At 70.5% G+C, this 16683-nt stretch carries 14 protein-coding genes; all 14 read right to left on the bottom strand.

Translation table 11 applies throughout. From position 1 onward, the window contains the following. Positions 1-373: 373 nt before the first annotated feature. On the bottom strand, positions 374-1621 hold the full coding sequence (locus ACFV2J_RS41280; protein WP_385087835.1) for a DivIVA domain-containing protein: 1248 nt from the start codon (positions 1619-1621) through the stop codon (positions 374-376). A gap of 46 nt (positions 1622-1667) precedes the next feature. Further along, positions 1668-1952 carry a YggT family protein gene (locus ACFV2J_RS41275; protein WP_028803186.1) on the bottom strand — a complete coding sequence of 95 codons (285 nt, stop codon included), beginning with the start codon at positions 1950-1952 and terminating at the stop codon, positions 1668-1670. 51 nt (positions 1953-2003) lie between these two features. After that, entirely contained in the window at positions 2004-2645 is a 642-nt protein-coding gene (locus ACFV2J_RS41270) for a cell division protein SepF (protein WP_148014095.1), read from the bottom strand. 129 nt (positions 2646-2774) lie between these two features. Then, positions 2775-3494, bottom strand: coding sequence for a YggS family pyridoxal phosphate-dependent enzyme (locus ACFV2J_RS41265; protein ID WP_385087837.1), 720 nt, complete (start codon positions 3492-3494; stop codon positions 2775-2777). Between the two features lie 6 nt (positions 3495-3500). Continuing rightward, positions 3501-4238 (bottom strand): peptidoglycan editing factor PgeF, encoded by a 738-nt coding sequence (pgeF, locus tag ACFV2J_RS41260; protein WP_385087839.1) that lies wholly within the window; start codon positions 4236-4238, stop codon positions 3501-3503. After that, positions 4235-5428, bottom strand: coding sequence for a cell division protein FtsZ (gene ftsZ / locus ACFV2J_RS41255; RefSeq protein WP_385087841.1), 1194 nt, complete (start codon positions 5426-5428; stop codon positions 4235-4237). The genes pgeF and ftsZ overlap by 4 nt, the downstream gene beginning before the upstream one ends. A gap of 275 nt (positions 5429-5703) precedes the next feature. Then, positions 5704-6498, bottom strand: coding sequence for a cell division protein FtsQ/DivIB (locus tag ACFV2J_RS41250; RefSeq protein ID WP_385087843.1), 795 nt, complete (start codon positions 6496-6498; stop codon positions 5704-5706). A 25-nt stretch (positions 6499-6523) separates the two neighbouring features. After that, entirely contained in the window at positions 6524-7615 is a 1092-nt protein-coding gene (gene murG, locus ACFV2J_RS41245) for an undecaprenyldiphospho-muramoylpentapeptide beta-N-acetylglucosaminyltransferase (protein ID WP_385087845.1), read from the bottom strand. 6 nt (positions 7616-7621) lie between these two features. Next, positions 7622-8983, bottom strand: coding sequence for a putative lipid II flippase FtsW (ftsW, locus tag ACFV2J_RS41240; RefSeq protein ID WP_385087847.1), 1362 nt, complete (start codon positions 8981-8983; stop codon positions 7622-7624). A 185-nt stretch (positions 8984-9168) separates the two neighbouring features. Then, positions 9169-10611, bottom strand: a complete 1443-nt coding sequence (murD, locus tag ACFV2J_RS41235; RefSeq protein WP_385087849.1) for a UDP-N-acetylmuramoyl-L-alanine--D-glutamate ligase — start codon at positions 10609-10611, stop codon at positions 9169-9171. Beyond that, positions 10593-11666: a phospho-N-acetylmuramoyl-pentapeptide-transferase gene (gene mraY, locus ACFV2J_RS41230; RefSeq protein ID WP_153291070.1), complete on the bottom strand. Its 1074-nt coding sequence runs from the start codon at positions 11664-11666 to the stop codon at positions 10593-10595. The genes murD and mraY overlap by 19 nt, the downstream gene beginning before the upstream one ends. Next, positions 11663-13069 carry a UDP-N-acetylmuramoyl-tripeptide--D-alanyl-D-alanine ligase gene (gene murF / locus ACFV2J_RS41225; RefSeq protein ID WP_385087852.1) on the bottom strand — a complete coding sequence of 469 codons (1407 nt, stop codon included), beginning with the start codon at positions 13067-13069 and terminating at the stop codon, positions 11663-11665. Before murF ends, mraY begins: the two co-directional genes overlap by 4 nt. A 4-nt stretch (positions 13070-13073) precedes the next feature. After that, a complete protein-coding gene (locus tag ACFV2J_RS41220) occupies positions 13074-14594 on the bottom strand; it encodes a UDP-N-acetylmuramoyl-L-alanyl-D-glutamate--2,6-diaminopimelate ligase (RefSeq protein WP_385087854.1) in 1521 nt (506 codons plus the stop codon). 211 nt (positions 14595-14805) lie between these two features. Then, the coding region (locus tag ACFV2J_RS41215; protein WP_385443613.1) for a peptidoglycan D,D-transpeptidase FtsI family protein at positions 14806-16683 on the bottom strand (1878 nt) is incomplete at its 5' end.

The following is a 16683-nucleotide window of genomic DNA, read 5'->3' as shown; positions in this document are numbered from 1 at the left end:
CGGGGCCCCTTTCACCGACGACACCCTGTCGCTGACCTACCGCCTACACACGGCGTAGTCCGGGGGGGGGGGGCCGCGGGCCCCGAGGGCCCCGCCGCTCGAACGCCGGACCGGCCGAGGACGCGCCCGGCGCCCCCAGCGGCGCCGGGCACCGCGTGACCGTCACCCGTCACCCCGCAGCCGAGGAACGGCCGAAGGCCGGGGCCCGCCAAAGATCTTGGCGGGCCCCGGCCTTCGGCGTTGTGTATCCCGTACAGATGCCCCAGGGGAAGCGCACACCCGCCCGACACACACGGCAAAAGGGCGGGGCCCCCGGAAGATCCGGGGGCCCCGCCCTGAACGCCGGCCGACGCCTAAGGCGTACGGGTGGCCGTCAGTTGTCGTCCTCGTCGATGAGGAACCCGCGCATCGGCGAGGGCGCCTGCTGCATCGGCGACGGGCCCTGGGGCCGCACCGGAGCCATCGGCTGGGTCATCGCCGGAGACATCTGCTGCTGCCCGCCGTAGGAGGGCGCCGCCGGTGCCGGGCCGCCGCCCATGCCCTGGCCGCCGTACGACGGCGCGCTCGCGCCGGCCGGAGCCATCGAGGGCGCCGAAGGCGAGGGCAGCGAGGGAGCGGCCGGGGAACGCGGCGGGGCGAGCGAGTCGTCCGCCTGCGTCTCCAGCTGGCGCAGCTGCGACTCCAGGTAGGACTTCAGACGCGTGCGGTACTCGCGCTCGAAGCCGCGCAGGTCCTCGACCTTGCGCTCCAGCGTGGCGCGGGCGGACTCCAGGGAGCCCATCGCGACGCGGTGCTTCTCCTGCGCGTCCCGCTCCAGCGCGTCGGCCTTGGCACGGGCGTCGCGCTCCAGACCCTCGGCGCGGCTGCGGGCCTCACCGACGATCTTGTTGGCCTCGGAACGGGCCTCGGCGATCGCCTGGTCGGCGGTCTGCTGGGCCAGCGAGAGCACCCGGGCGGCGCTGTCGCCACCGGGACCCTGGCCGGGCTGTCCCATCTGCGGGCCGTGACCGCCCATGGGGCCACCCATGGGTCCGCCCATCGGGCCACCCATCTGCTGCTGCATCTGGCCGGGCATCTGCTGCTGCATCTGCTGACCGGGACCCTGACCCATGGGGCCCTGCCCCATCGGACCCTGACCCATGGGGCCCTGGCCCATCGGACCCTGGCCCATCTGGCCCTGACCCATGGGGCCCTGGCCCATCGGACCCTGGCCCATGGGGCCCTGGCCCTGCTGGCCGCCCTGGGCGCTGGGGCCCGCGGGCAGCTGCGGCGCACCGCTCGGCAGCTGGGGCGGACCGCCCATGGGGCCACCCATCTGCTGCTGCGGCGGACCCGATATGCCGGCGGGCACGGGAGCGCCCGGACCGCGCATGCCCTGCGGCGGCCCCTGCTGCTGGTCCTGCTGCTCGGGCGGCTTGCGCATGCCCTGCTGCTGGTTCTGCGCGGCCGCGCGCGTGGCAGCGGCCAGCTTGGCGCGCAAGTCCTCGTTCTCGCGGAGCAGGCGCGTCAGTTCGGCTTCGACCTCGTCGAGGAAGGCATCGACCTCGTCCTCGTCATAGCCTTCTCGGAGGCGGACGGTCGTGAACTGCTTGTTCCGCACGTCCTCGGGGGTCAACGGCATCTCTTCACCTCAACGTAGTCGTCGGCATTCGGCAAGACCGTATCGTTCACAGCCGGCTCACGACGGAGATCAGGATGTAGACGATGATCATCAGTACGAAGAAGGACAGGTCTAGCGCCACGCCCCCGAGACGCAGCGGCGGAATGAACCGCCGCAGAAGCTTGAGCGGTGGATCGGTGACAGTGTAAGTGGCCTCGAGAACGACCACCATCGCCTTGCCGGGTTGCCATGAGCGGGCGAACTGGAAGACGTAGTCCATGACCAACCGGAAGATCAGCACGATGAGGAAACACATCAGCGCGATGTAGAGAACCTGCCCAACCACGCTCATGATCCGTGCTTCCCTCTCCCCTGTTTCCCTGCGTTGTTCCGGTCCAGCGTCTCAGCTCTGGTTGAAGAACCCGCCCTCTGCGATGCGGGCCTTGTCCTCCGCCGTGACATCGACGTTAGCAGGCGACAACAGGAACACCTTCTGCGTCACCCGCTCGATGCTGCCGTGGAGACCAAACACCAAACCGGCCGCAAAGTCGACAAGTCGCTTCGCGTCCGTGTCATCCATCTCGGTCAGATTCATGATCACCGGGGTGCCCTCACGGAAGTGTTCCCCGATAGTACGGGCCTCGTTGTACGTCCGCGGGTGGAGTGTGGTGATCCGGTACGGCTCTCGTTCCGACACGACCTTGGGCATGATCACCGGTGCGTTCTTCTCCAGGCTCGCGCGTTCTTGTGTGATGGACGCCACGGGCGCGATGCGCGCCGGACGGCCTGATTCCGCAGAGAGCGAAGCGGAATGCGGCACCGGTTCGCGCTGTGCGGGAGGCTGCACCACTCGTACCGATTCGTCCCGTTGGGACTGGTGCGCCTGATGTGACTGGTGCGGCGGCTCGTGCCGCCGGCGGTCCCGCTCGGGCTCCGGGTCAAGCTCGGGCTCGAACTCGTCGTCGGGGTCGAAGCCCCTGCCGTCGTACCCATCGTCCTCCACGAGGCCGAGGTAGACCGCCATCTTGCGCATCGCGCCGGCCATGCTCTGAGTCCTCCGCTCTGTGGTGGATCGGCTGACGAATAGCCAAGTGCCCGCGATCCACGAGGTCGTTATGCCCGCCTGTGGCGGTAATGACCATATTTTCTGCTGTGGTCCGACTTCTTGGCGACGTTACCCGAGCCCGGGTCGGACTCCGAGTACCGCCGTACCGACGCGCACATGTGTCGCTCCGGCCGCCACGGCCTGCTCGAGGTCCGCACTCATCCCTGCGGACACCATGTTCGCAGCCGGATGCGTGCGGCGCATAGCAGTCGACAAATCCATCAGTCGCGCGAACGCGTCCCGCGGACGTCCCGCGTACGGCCCGGTGAGGGGCGCGACGGTCATCAGACCGTCGAGCCGGAGCCCCGGAGCCCGCTCGACGAGGTCGGCCAACTCCCCGACACCGCCCGCTCCCACGCCGCCCCGCTCGCCCCGGCCGCTCTCCTCCGCGTCCAGCGCGACCTGGATGAGACACCCCACCTCGCGCTCCGCCCGCACCGCGTCCTTCGACAGGGCCGTGACGAGCCGGGACCGGTCGACGGACTGCACCACATCCGCGTAACCGACCACCGAACGCACCTTGTTGGTCTGCAACTGACCGACGAAGTGCCAGGAGAGGGGCAGATCGGAGCAGGCGGCGGCCTTGGGGGCCGCGTCCTGGTCCCGGTTCTCGGCGACGTGGCGCACGCCGAGCTCCGACAGGATCCGCACATCGCTCGCGGGGTAGGTCTTGGTGACCACGATCAGGGTCACCTCTTCGCGCTTGCGCCCGGCGCTCGTGCACGCCGCGGCGATCCGCTCTTCCACTTTCGCCAGGTTCGCGGCGAGTTGAGCCTTACGGTCCGTCATGCCCCATCAGTCCAGCCAGACATAGCCCGCGAGCCGCCCGGTGGTGCGGTCCCGTCGGTAGGAGAAGTGGTCCTTCGACTCCAGCGTGCACGCCGGTGACTGCCGCCGGTCGCGCACCCCGAGCCGTTCCAGTTGCGCGTGCACCCCGGCGGTCACGTCGACCGCGGGGGTACCCCAGCTGGTCTCGGCGTACGCCGCCGGTTCGACGGCGGCGACCTCGGCGCGCATCCCGTCCGGCACTTCGTAGCACCGTCCGCAGACCGCGGGTCCGGTGCGGGCGACGATCCTCGCCGGCTCGGCGCCGAGTTCCACCATGGCCCGTACGGCGGCGGGGACGACCCCCGCGACCATGCCCGGGCGCCCCGCGTGGGCGGCCGCCGCGATCCCGGCGACGGGATCGGCGAGCAGGACCGGCGTGCAGTCCGCGGTGAGGACGGCGAGAGCGAGCCCCCGGCGCGCGGTGACGATCGCGTCGACGGACGGGATCTCGGACGAGCCCCACGGGGCGTCGACGACCGCCACGTCCGGTCCGTGCACCTGGTTCATCCAGACGACCAGGTCCGGGTCCAGCCCGAGTGACCTGGCGGCCAGTCCACGATTGGTCCGTACGGCTTCGGGGTCGTCGCCGACCGCTCCGCCGAGGTTGAGCTCCTCGTACGGAACGGCGCTCACCCCGCCCCACCGGTCGGTGAAGGCGAAGTGCGCGCCGCTCACGGTGCTCGTCTCGGAGCGCTGTCCTATCACTTGAGGAAGTCCGGCACGTCCAGCTCTTCGGCCGCGCTGTCCGAGTAGGTGCGGGACGGCGGGACCGGCGGGGACACCTGGATCTCGGGGACCGGCTCCGGAGCGGGCTCCGGCGCCTCCTTCGGGGTGACGCTGCCGAGCGAGCCGAAGGACGGACGGCTCTCGGGAGCCCGCACCGGCGCGGGCTCCTCACGCTGCTTGGCCGCGGTGGAGCCGAGGACGTTGTCCCGCTTGGCCGGCGGCTGGCCGCCGTCGAAGCCGGCGGCGATGACGGTGACCCGCACCTCGTCGCCGAGCGCGTCGTCGATGACCGCGCCGAAGATGATGTTGGCCTCGGGGTGCGCGGCCTCGCTGACCAGCTGGGCGGCTTCGTTGATCTCGAACAGGCCGAGGTCGGAGCCGCCGGAGATGGAGAGCAGGACGCCGCGGGCACCGTCGATGGAGGCCTCCAGGAGCGGCGAGGAGATCGCCATCTCCGCGGCCGCCACCGCGCGGTCGTCGCCGCGCGCCGAGCCGATGCCCATCAGCGCGGAACCCGCCTCGGACATCACGGACTTGACGTCGGCGAAGTCGAGGTTGATCAGGCCGGGCGTGGTGATGAGGTCGGTGATGCCCTGGACACCGGAGAGCAGGACCTGGTCCGCCGACTTGAACGCGTCGAGGACCGAGACCTGGCGGTCCGAGATGGACAGCAGCCGGTCGTTCGGGATGACGATGAGGGTGTCGACCTCTTCGCGGAGTTCGGCGATGCCGTCCTCCGCCTGGTTGGCGCGGCGCCGTCCCTCGAAGGTGAACGGACGGGTGACCACGCCGATGGTCAGGGCGCCCAGTGAGCGCGCGATGTTGGCCACGACGGGGGCGCCGCCGGTGCCGGTGCCGCCGCCTTCGCCTGCCGTCACGAAGACCATGTCGGCCCCCTTGAGGACCTCCTCGATCTCCTCGCGGTGATCCTCGGCCGCCTTCCGGCCGACGGCCGGGTTGGCTCCGGCGCCGAGTCCGCGGGTGAGTTCGCGGCCGACGTCGAGTTTGACGTCGGCGTCGCTCATCAACAGAGCTTGCGCGTCCGTGTTGATGGCGATGAACTCGACGCCCTTGAGACCGACCTCGATCATCCGGTTGATGGCATTGACACCACCGCCGCCGACACCGATGACTTTGATGACTGCGAGGTAGTTCTGCGGTGCTGCCACGTCGAAGGCCTCTCGCCTCGAGTTACGTGTCGTCGCCTCGCACGCTCGCGATCCGACGACTGATGCCGAATGGGACGGTCCGAACGCCGACCCGAACCCTAACGCTGAAGTTTAGGGTTACCAGTGTGTCTGTTCCTTGGACTCTTCCGAACAGGACACTAAGTCGACAAGTGGCGCACGTTCAACGAACACGCCGAACCTCCCGTTTTTCTTTTCACCCTATGTGATCAGCCGTAGCGCTGCCCAACCAGGGTGCTGGCCTGCGCGGATGTGCGTCAACTACCGTCTGACGAAGGGGCGGTGGGCACGCTCACGTCGAAGTGCCGGGCCTTCGGAGCTGCTTTCATGAGAGCGGTGAGTGTCCGCGCCTTCGCCCGGCCCTTCTCGCCGCTCCCCCACTCGACGTCGCGTCCGTCGCTCAGTTCCAGTGAGATGGAGTCGTACGAGCGGACCTTGACGGTCCGGGTGTCACGGGCCACGGAGGCCGGAATGTCCCCCGCGACCCGAACCGCCTCGCGCACCAGCCGGTCGGCGGGGAAGCGCCGCAGGACGGCCGAGCGGGACGGCGTCAGTTCGAGCAGGGCCACGTTCTTCGGGGCCCGCGAAACCGTCGCGAAACGCACGCCCTTGGCGTCCACTTCGACGTACTTGCCCCCCTTTCCCGGTTGTTTCACGACCAGGACGGGGATGCGTTCGGTCACCTTCAGCCCGATTCCGTGCGGCCAGGAACGGACGACGTCGACCGAGTCGATCCGGGGCAGCCTCCGCAGCAGCCGAGCCTCCACGGCGTCGGCGTCGACGGAGATCAGCGGGGTCCCGTCCGGCACCTCGGCCGCCGCGCGCACCTGCGGCGCCGTCAGCACCCGGGTCCCGGAGACCGACACCCGCTCGACCCGCAGCCACTGCGAGCCGTACAGGAGCCAGACCACGCCGGCACCGGCCGACACCAGGACGACAAGAAGGACGATGAGCACACGAAGGCGGCGAAGCCGCACCGGACGGGGCGGCCGGGGCGGGCCGGACTTCAGCTTCTGCCGTTCACCGCGCTCGGCGGTCGTCGGTCCGGCCACGCTCCCTGCCTTCCCTCATGCGGTCCTAGCGGTGACGCGAGGCGATCGCCTCGTACACCATGCCGACGAGCAGGTCGTCGGCGTCCCGGCGCCCGAACTCGCTGGCGGCGCGGGACATCTCGTACAGCCGGTGCGGGTCGGCGAGCACGGGCAGCACGTTCTGCTGCACCCACTGGGGCGTCAGCTCCGCGTCGTCGACCAGCAGTCCGCCGCCGGCCTTGACCACCGGCTGGGCGTTGAGCCGCTGTTCGCCGTTGCCGATGGGCAGCGGGACGTATGCGGCCGGGAGCCCGACGGCGGAGAGTTCGGCGACGGTCATCGCGCCCGCGCGGCAGAGCATCATGTCGGCCGCGGCGTACGCGAGGTCCATCCGGTCCACGTACGGTACCGGGATGTACGGGGGCATCCCCGGCATCTGGTGCACCTGCGGCAGTTCGTTCTTCGGCCCGACCGCGTGCAGGATCTGGATACCGGCCTGCTGGAGGTACGGGGCGGCCTGCTGGACGACCTCGTTGAGGCGCCGGGCGCCCTGGGAGCCGCCGGAGACCAGCAGCGTCGGCAGGTTGGGGTCGAGCCCGAACGCGGCGCGGGCCTCGGGGCGTACGGCGGCCCGGTCGAGGGTGGCGATGGAGCGGCGCAGCGGGATGCCGATGTAGCGGGCGCCGCGCAGCTTGTTGTCGGGGGTCGAGACGGCGACCTGTGCCGCGTACCGCGAGCCGATCTTGTTGGCGAGGCCCGGCCGGGCGTTCGCCTCGTGGATGACGATCGGCACGCCGAGGCGCTTGGCCGCGAGATAGGCGGGCAGCGCGACATAGCCGCCGAACCCGACGACCGCGTCCGCCTTGGTGCGCTCCAGGACCTGCTCGGCCGCCTTGATCGTGCCGCGCAGCCGTCCGGGGACGGTGATCAGCTCGGGGGTGGGCTTGCGCGGCAGCGGAACGGCGGGGATCAGCGCGAGTTCGTATCCCCGCTCGGGTACGAGCCGGGTCTCGAGTCCGCGTTCCGTGCCCAGGGCCGTGATCCCCACGGTCGGGTCCTGCCTCCGCAGGGCGTCCGCGAGGGCGAGCGCGGGCTCGATGTGGCCGGCGGTCCCCCCGCCGGCGAGTACGACATGCACCGAAATTCACCGCTCTCCGGACGAACGCGCCGCGGCGCGCCGTCGCATCGTGTTCCATCTCCGAGGCCCCGCGGCCCCCGCGGAGCCTCTCACCGCAGCACGCTTTCTGCCAAAGCGGGGTTGCCGCATCGCCAGCGCCGCCCGCGCGCCGGGCTCGTCGCGGGCGAAGGCGATCAGCAGTCCGACGGCGAACATGGTCGGCAGCAGGGCGGAACCCCCGTAGGAGAACAGCGGGAGCGGGACTCCGGCGATCGGCAGCAGACCGAGCACCGCACCGATGTTGATCACGGCCTGGGCCGTGATCCAGGTGGTCACGCCTCCCGCGGCATACCTCACGAAGGGGTCCTCCGTGCGTCCGGCCACGCGGATACCCGCATAGCCTAGAGCCGCGAAGAGGGCGAGGACCGACAGTGTCCCCGCGAGGCCGAGTTCCTCCCCGGTGATGGCGAAGATGAAGTCCGTGTGCGCTTCGGGCAGTTGGCCCCATTTTTCCACGCTGGCGCCGAGGCCGGATCCGAACAGGCCGCCGGAGGCGAGGGCGTAGATGCCGTGCACGGCCTGCCAGCAGGTGTCGTTCGGGCCCGGTTCGGTGGCGCCGATGCAGGCGAGCCTGGACATCCGGTTGGGGCTGGTCTTGATGAGGACGAAGCCGATCGTCAGCGCGACGGCCAGGACGCCCGCGAAGAGCCGGGTGGGTGCTCCGGCCAGCCACAGCAGCCCGAAGAGGATGGCGGTGAGGATGATGGCCGTGCCCATGTCGCCGCCGAGCATGATCAGCCCGAGCAGCAGGAAGGCGACCGGGACGAGCGGCACCAGCATGTGCTTCCACTGCGCCAGCATCGCCTTGTCCTGTTTGCGCGCGAGCAGGTCGGCGCCCCACAGCACGAGCGCGAGCTTGCCGAACTCGCTGGGCTGGATCTGGAACGAGCCACCCAAGGAGATCCAGTTCTGGTTGCCGTTGACCGACATCCCTATCCCCGGCACCTGCACGAGAACCATCAGGAAGACCGCGCCGGCCAGGATCGGATAGGCCAGCGCCCGGTGCAGTTTCACCGGGACCCGCATGGCCACCAGGAGCAGCACGGCGCCGATCGAGGCGGCGAGGAACTGTTTGCGGAAGAAGAACGATCCGGGCAGCGACAGTTGCAGTGCCGTGATCATCGACGCCGAATAGACCATCACGAGACCGAGCACGGTGATCAGCAGGCTGCTGCCGAGGATCAGGTAGTAGGCGGTGAGCGGCCGATCCCAGGCCTTGCGCGCGCGGGTGACGAGGCGGCCCACGGGGTTGTCGCGCGCGGGGCGTGCGGAGGCGGGGCGCCGGGGGGCGCGCTGGACGGGAGGACGGCCCGTACGGCTATCGGCCATCGCCGGCTCCCTCCGCCGGGGCGCGCAAGGGCGCCCCCACGGTGGTTCTGCCGGGCCGTACGGGCACGGGGGCCGGGCCGGGCCGGTACAGCCCCGTTCCGCCTGCCGAAAGCCGCCTGCGAAGCCCCGACCGCAATGGCGTCACGCGTCCCTCCCAAGGGTCCCGGGGCGCCTGGGTCCCGCCGTCAGGCGCTCGCGGTGCCGAGTTCGCGGACCGCCTCCGCGAAAGCGTCACCACGCTTGTTGTAGTTGGCGAACATGTCCATGGACGCACAGGCCGGTGCCAGCAGGACAGTGTCTCCTGGTCCGGAGAGCCGGGCGGCCTCCTGGACCGCCGCGAGCATCGCCCCAGTGTCGGTGCGGGCGAGGTCGACGACGGGTACTTCCGGGGCGTGTCGCGCGAGGGCTTCACGGATCAGCGCGCGATCGGCGCCGATCAGTACGACCCCCCGGAGCCGCGGTGCCGACTTGGCGACCAGCTCGTCGAAGGCCGCGCCCTTGGCGAGACCGCCGGCGATCCACACGATCGACTCGTAGGCCGCCAAGGAGGCTTCCGCCGCGTGGGTGTTGGTCGCCTTGGAGTCGTCGACGTACGCGACCCCGTCCACGTCGGCCACGTGCGCGATGCGGTGGGCGTCCGGGGTGAAGGCCCGCAGTCCGTCCCGTACGGCGCCGGCGGGGACGCCGAAGGCGCGCGCCAGGGCCGCCGCCGCAAGGGCGTTGGCGATGTTGTGCGGGGCCGAGGGGCGCACGTCGGAGACCTCGGCGAGTTCCTGGGCGTTCTTCTGCCGGTTCTCGACGAAGGCGCGGTCGACCAGGATGCCGTCCACCACGCCGAGTTGGGACGGCCCCGGGGTGCCGAGGGTGAAGCCGACGGCCCGGCAGCCCTCCTCGACGTCCGCCGCGCGCACCAGGTCCTCGGTGGCCTTGTCGGCGACGTTGTAGACGCAGGCGACCCGATTGCCTTCGTACACACGGCCCTTGTCGGCGGCGTACGCCTCCATGGAGCCGTGCCAGTCGAGATGGTCGGGTGCCAGGTTCAGCACGACCGCGGAGTCGGCGCGCAGCGAGGGCGCCCAGTGCAGTTGGTAGCTGGACAGCTCCACCGCCAGGACGTCGTACGTCTCCTCGCCCAGCACGGCGTCCAGCAGGGAGACCCCGATGTTGCCGACGGCGGCCGTACGGAGTCCGGCCGCCTCGAGGATCGAGGCGAGCATCTGCACGGTCGTGGTCTTGCCGTTGGTGCCGGTGACGGCGAGCCAGGGGGCGGCCTTCCTGCCGTCGAGCTCCCGCAGGCGCCAGGCGAGCTCGACGTCGCCCCAGACCGGGACGTCCGCCTCGGCGGCCGCGGCGAACAGCGGCTTGTCCGGCTTCCAGCCGGGCGCGGTGACGATGAGTTCGGTGCCCCCGGGCAGGGTGTCGCCGTCGCCGAGGCGCACGGTGACACCGAGCGCCTCCAGCTCGGCGGCCTGCGCGCGGGAGCGCTCGTCGTCGCCGTCGTTGACGACCGTGACGACCGCGCCGAGCCCGTGCAGGACCCGCGCCGCCGGAATGCCGGAGACCCCGAGCCCGGCGACGGTGACGCGCTTGCCCTGGAACACCGGGGAGGTCACTTCTCGGCCGCCCATCCCGCGTAGAAGATGCCGAGACCGACGATCACGCAGATGCCCTGGATGATCCAGAACCGGACCACGACCAGGACTTCGGACCAGCCCTTGAGTTCGAAGTGGTGCTGGAGCGGTGCCATTCGGAAGACTCGTTTGCCGGTGAGCCGGAACGAGCCGACCTGGATGACCACGGACATGGTGATCAGGACGAAGAGGCCGCCGAGCAGCGCGAGCAGCAGCTCGGTGCGGGAGCAGATCGCCAGACCGGCCAGCGCGCCGCCCAGGGCGAGCGAACCGGTGTCACCCATGAAGATCTTGGCCGGCGAGGTGTTCCACCACAGGAAGCCGAGACAGGCGCCCATCAGCGCGGAGGCGACGATCGCGAGGTCCAGTGGATCTCGTACCTCGTAGCAGGCGGCCGGGTTGGTCAGGGTCTGCGTGTTGGCGCAGGACTCCTGGAACTGCCAGACACCGATGAAGGTGTAGGCGCCGAAGACCAGGACCGAGGCGCCGGTGGCGAGGCCGTCCAGACCGTCCGTCAGGTTCACGCCGTTCGACATCGCCAGGATCATGAACAGCGCCCAGACCACGAACAGCACCGGGCCGATGGTCCAGCCGAAGTCCTGGACGAAGGAGAGCTTGGTGGAGGCCGGGGTGTTGCCGCGGTTGTCGGAGAACTGGAGCGCGAGCACCGCGAAGGAGATGCCGACGATCAGCTGTCCGGCCATCTTCGCCTTGGCCCGCAGACCGAGCGAGCGCCGCTTGACGATCTTGATGTAGTCGTCCAGGAAGCCGACCAGGCCCATGCCCGCCATCAGGCCGAGCACCAGCAGACCCGAGAAGGTGGGCGGGTAACCCGTGATGATCTTGGACAGGAAGTACGCCGCGATCGTCGCCAGGATGAAGGCGATACCACCCATGGTCGGCGTACCGCGCTTGCTGTGGTGCTCCTTCGGCCCGTCGTCACGGATGTACTGCCCGTAGCCCTTGCGGGCCAGCAGCTTGATCAGCAGCGGCGTGCCGACCAGGGTGAGGAACAGACCAATGACTCCTGCGAACAGGATCTGCTTCATCATCGGGCAGCAACCTCACCCTCGGCACCGCCTGCGAGCAGCGCTTGCGCCACCCGTTCGAGACCGACCGACCGGGACGCCTTCACGAGCACGACGTCCCCCGGGCGCAACTCGCTGCGCAGCAGGTCGACAGCCGCCTGTGCGTCGGACACGTGCACCGACTCCTCACCCCACGAACCCTCGTTATATGCGCCCAGTTGGAGCCAGGACGCTTCCCTGCCCCCGACCGCGACGAGCTTGCTGACGTTGAGTCGGACGGCGAGCCGCCCGATCGCGTCGTGCTCGGCGAGAGTCTCGTCCCCGAGCTCGGCCATCTGACCGAGCACCGCCCACGTACGACGTCCCCGACCCATCGCCACGAGCGCGCGCAGGGCGGCTCGCATGGACTCGGGATTCGCGTTGTAGGCGTCGTTGACGACCGTCACGCCGTCCGGGCGCTCGGTGACCTCCATCCGCCAGCGGGAGAGGGAGCCCGCCTCGGAGAGCGCGCGGGCGATCTCGTCTGCGGACATGCCCAGCTCATGGGCGACGGCGGCCGCGGCGAGCGCGTTCGACACGTGGTGCTCACCGTACAGGCGCATGGTCACATCACTGCACCCGGAGGGTGTGTGAAGCCTGAACGCCGGCTGTCCAAGGTCCGTGAGACGCACGTTCTCGGCGCGTACGTCCGCTTCGCCGGACTCTCCGAAAAGCACCACCCGCGCCTTCGTCCGGGACGCCATGGCGCGCACGAGGGGGTCGTCGGCGTTGAGGACCGCGGCGCCGTCCTCGGGGAGGCTCTCGACGAGCTCGCCCTTCGCCTGTGCAATCTGTTCGCGGCCGCCGAACTCGCCGATGTGGGCGGTGCCGACGTTGAGGACGAGACCGATCTTCGGCGGGGTGAGATCCGCGAGGTAACGGATGTGGCCGATGCCGCGGGCGCCCATCTCCAGCACGAGGTACTTCGTCTCCTCGGTGGCGGTCAGCGCGGTCAGCGGCAGTCCGATCTCGTTGTTGAGCGAACCGGGCGTGAAGACAGTCGGTGCCTTGCTCCGCAGCACCTGGGCGATCAGGTCCTTGGTGCTGGTCTTGCCCGCGGAGCCGGTGAGGGCCACGAGGGTCGCGCCGAGCCGTTCGACGACATGCCGGGCGAGGGCGCCGAGGGCCGTCTGCACGTCCTCGACGACGATCGCGGGCACGCCGACGGGCCGGGAGGCCAGTACGGCGACCGCGCCCGCGTCGACGACCGCCCGGGCGAAGTCGTGGCCGTCCACGCGCTCGCCGGCGAAGGCGACGAAGAGGCTGCCTGGCTCCACTTCACGGGAGTCTCTGACGACCGGTCCGGTGACCTGTAGCGCCGGATCCGGTATGTCGTGCGTCTGCCCGCCGACGACTGCTGCGATCTCGGCGAGAGAGAGGGCGATCACAAGTTCATCCCTGGGTCTTCTGGATAGCTTCGCGAAGCACCTGGCGGTCGTCGAAGGGACGCACCACCCCGGCGATGTCCTGGCCCTGCTCGTGGCCCTTGCCCGCGACCAGCACGGTGTCGCCGGGCCGGGCCCGGGCGACGGCGGCGGCGATGGCGGCGGCCCGGTCCTCGAAGACCTGGACCTCGCCGCGCTCGTGGGCCGGTACCTCGGCGGCGCCCGCGAGCATCGTCGCGAGGATCGCGAGGGGGTCCTCGGAGCGGGGGTTGTCCGATGTCAGTACGGCGGTGTCGGCGAGCCGCGCCACGGCGGCGCCCATCGGCATCCGCTTGGTCATGTCCCGGTCGCCGCCGCAGCCGAGCACGACGTGCAGCCGGCCCTCGGTGACCTTGCGCAGCGCGCGCAGCACCGATTCGACGGCGTCCGTCTTGTGGGCGTAGTCGACCACCGCGAGGTAGGGCTGACCGGCGTCCACGCGCTCCAGGCGGCCCGGGACGCCCGGGACGGCGGCGATGCCGTCGGCCGCGGTCTGCGGGTCGAGTCCGGCGGCGGCGAGGGCGACGATCGCGGCGAGGGTGTTCGCCACGTTGAAGGGGCCCGCGAGCGGCGACCTGGCGGTGATCCGCTCGCCCTTGGGGCCGACCGCGACGAAGACCGAGTCCATCGGACCGACCTCGACCTCCTCGGCCCGCCAGTCGGCGTCCGGGTGGCCCTCCGCGGAGAAGGTGACGACGGGGACGGTGGTCTCCCCGGCCAGCCGGCGCCCGTAGGCGTCGTCCAGGTTGATCACGCCGAGTTTGCTGCGTTCCGGAGTGAACAGCTGTGCCTTGGCCCGGAAGTAGTCCTCCATGTCGGAGTGGAACTCCATGTGTTCCGGGCTGAGGTTGTTGAAGACGGCGATGTCGAAGACACAGCCGTCGACCCGGCCGAGCACCAGCGCGTGGCTGGAAACCTCCATCGCGACGGCGTCGACGCCGCGTTCGCGCATGACCGCGAACAGCGCCTGGAGATCGGTCGCTTCGGGGGTGGTGCGCTCCGACTTGATGCGCTCGTCACCGATGCGCATCTCCACCGTGCCGATCAGGCCGGTGTTGCGGACCGTCTTCAGACCGCCCTCGACGAGGTACGCCGTGGTGGTCTTGCCGGAGGTTCCGGTGATGCCGATCTGGAGCAGGTCGCGCCCGGGGTGGCCGTAGATCGTGGCCGCGAGCTGTCCCATGCGTGCGCGCGGGTCGTCGACCACGAGGACCGGCAGACCGGTGGCCGCGGCCCGTTCGGCACCGGTCGGGTCGGTCAGGACGGCGACCGCTCCGAGACCGGCCGCCTGGGTCACGTAGTCGGCGCCGTGCAGGCGGGCGCCGGGCAGCGCGGCGTAGAGGTCGCCGGGGCGCACGGCGCGGGAGTCATGGGTGATGCCCGTGACCTCCGCGGCCGAGGCCGGGGCGTCGGCACCCAGCTGATCGGCGAGCTCCGCGAGGGGTGTTGCGGAGTTCTGGACCGGTCGCGGCGGCCCCGGATATGTCACAGGAACGCCCTTCTGGGTGGTTTGGGACTGATCAGCGTGTGGCACGGCGGTGAGCGTACCGGGCTCACCCCCGACGGAGCGAAGCGAGGGGCGCGCGGAGCCCTGGTTGCGGGGATCCGGGGTGATCGTTGTCACGAGGTGGTTCCTGGTCCGTTGTACGTACGGGCTGATCAGGGCGTGCGGTCGGGGGCGGGCTCGGGCTCGGGGCGGATCACGGGGTGAAGGAGACGGGGAGATTGGCGGCCCCGGCTCCGGTGGGCGGGATCTGGAGGGTCTTCAGCGCGAACTCCATGACCTGCTTGTAGATGGGACCGCAGATCTGGCCGCCGAAGTAGCTGCCCTTGGTGGCGTTCTGGATCGCGCAGTAGACGGTGATCCTGGGCTTGTCGGCGGGGGCGAATCCGGCGAAGGACGAGGTGTAGCCGTGGTACTTGCCGGTGGCCGGATCCACGCGGTTGGCCGTACCCGTCTTGCCCGCGACCCGGTAGCCGGGGATGCGCGCCTTGGCGCCGGTACCCTCCTCGTCGTCCACGACGGACTCCAGCATCTGGGCGAGGGTCTTCGCCGTCTTCGCGCTCACGACCCTGGTCCTCTTCGGCTGGACGACGGGAGCGAAGCGGCCGTCGGGGCCCTTCGTGCCGCGCACCAGCGTCGGCTCCACCCGTACGCCGCCGTTGGCGATCGTCGAGTAGACGGAGGCCGCCTGCATCGCGTTGATGGAGACGCCCTGGCCGAAAGGAATCGTGTACTGCTGGGACGTCGACCACTTGTCGGCGGGCGCGAGGATGCCCTTCGTCTCGCCGGGGAAGTCGAGTCCGGTGTAGCCGCCGATGCCGAACTTGCGCAGATACGAGTAGAGGACCTTGTTGGCCTGCTGCTGCGTCTTGCCGAGCTGGCCGGCGGCGAGGATGGTGCCGATGTTGCTGGACTTGGCGAGCACGCCGTTGAGCGTCAGGTTCCAGGTCGCGTGGTCGACGTCGTCCTGGAAGAGCCGGTCGCCGCGGTGCAGCCGGTTGGGCACGACCACGTGCGTCCCGGGCGTGGCGACGTTCTCCTCCAGCACGGCGGCCATCGACATGACCTTGGCGGTGGAGCCGGGCTCGTACGCGTCCTGGAGGGCCGCGTTGCCCAGGGCCGCCGCACTGGCCTGGGAGAGGTCGTTCGGGTCGAAGCCGGGCGAGTCGGCCATCGCCAGCACCTCGCCGGTGCGGGTGTCCTGCACGATCACGTACCCGCGGTCCGCCTTGGACTTCTTCACCTGTTCGGCGATGGCGTTCTGCGCGGCCCACTGGATGTCACGGTCGATGGTCAGTTCCACGTCGGAGCCGGCCACGGCGGGCGTCTCGGTGGAGCCCACGGTCGGCACCTGGCGGCCGCCGGACTGCGCGTAGCGGATCTTGCCGTCCTTGCCGGAGAGGTCCTTGTTCAGCTGCTGCTCGACACCGCCGCCGCCCTTGCCGTCGGCGTTGACCCAGCCCAGTATCCCGGCGGCGAGATCGCCGTTGGGGTACACGCGCTTGCTGGCCGGGACCGCGAGGACGCCCGCGAGGAAGTTGACCGCGCTCTTGTCGGTCTCCGCCTTGGCCGCGAGCGTGGTCTTCAGGTCCTTGATCTGCTTCCAGACCTGCGGGGTACGGCGGTGCGCGAGCAGGGTGTAGCGGGTGTTCCTGGTCCGCAGCTTCCTGGCGACCGTGTCCGTGCTCTGGTCGAGGATCGGCCCGAGCAGCGCCGCGGCCTGCTCGGGCGCGTCCGACACCTTCGTCGCCGCCCGGGTGAACATCGTCGGGTCGGCCGTGATGTCGTACGCGTCCACGCTCGTGGCCAGCTCGACGCCGTTGCGGTCCGTGATCCCGCCGCGGGTGGCGGCCAGCGTGCGGCCGACGTAGCGGTTCTGTTCGGCCTTCGCGGCGTACGCGCTGGCGTCCACGGCCTGTACCTGGAGCAGGCGGACGACGAAGGCGGCCATCACCAGCGTCAGGGCGAGGCTGACCATGCGCAGCCGGGGCCGGGGGCTGCCGAGCCGCAGCGGGCGTGAGCCGCCGGGCCTGGACGCGCCGGGCCGGGGTGCGCCGGGCCGGCGGGCGGGGCG

This window comes from Streptomyces sp. NPDC059668 (genome assembly GCF_042734135.1).
GTDB lineage: Bacteria > Actinomycetota > Actinomycetes > Streptomycetales > Streptomycetaceae > Streptomyces.
Note: the sequence above shows the minus strand (reverse complement) of the source record. Positions and strands in the feature narration are given on the sequence as shown.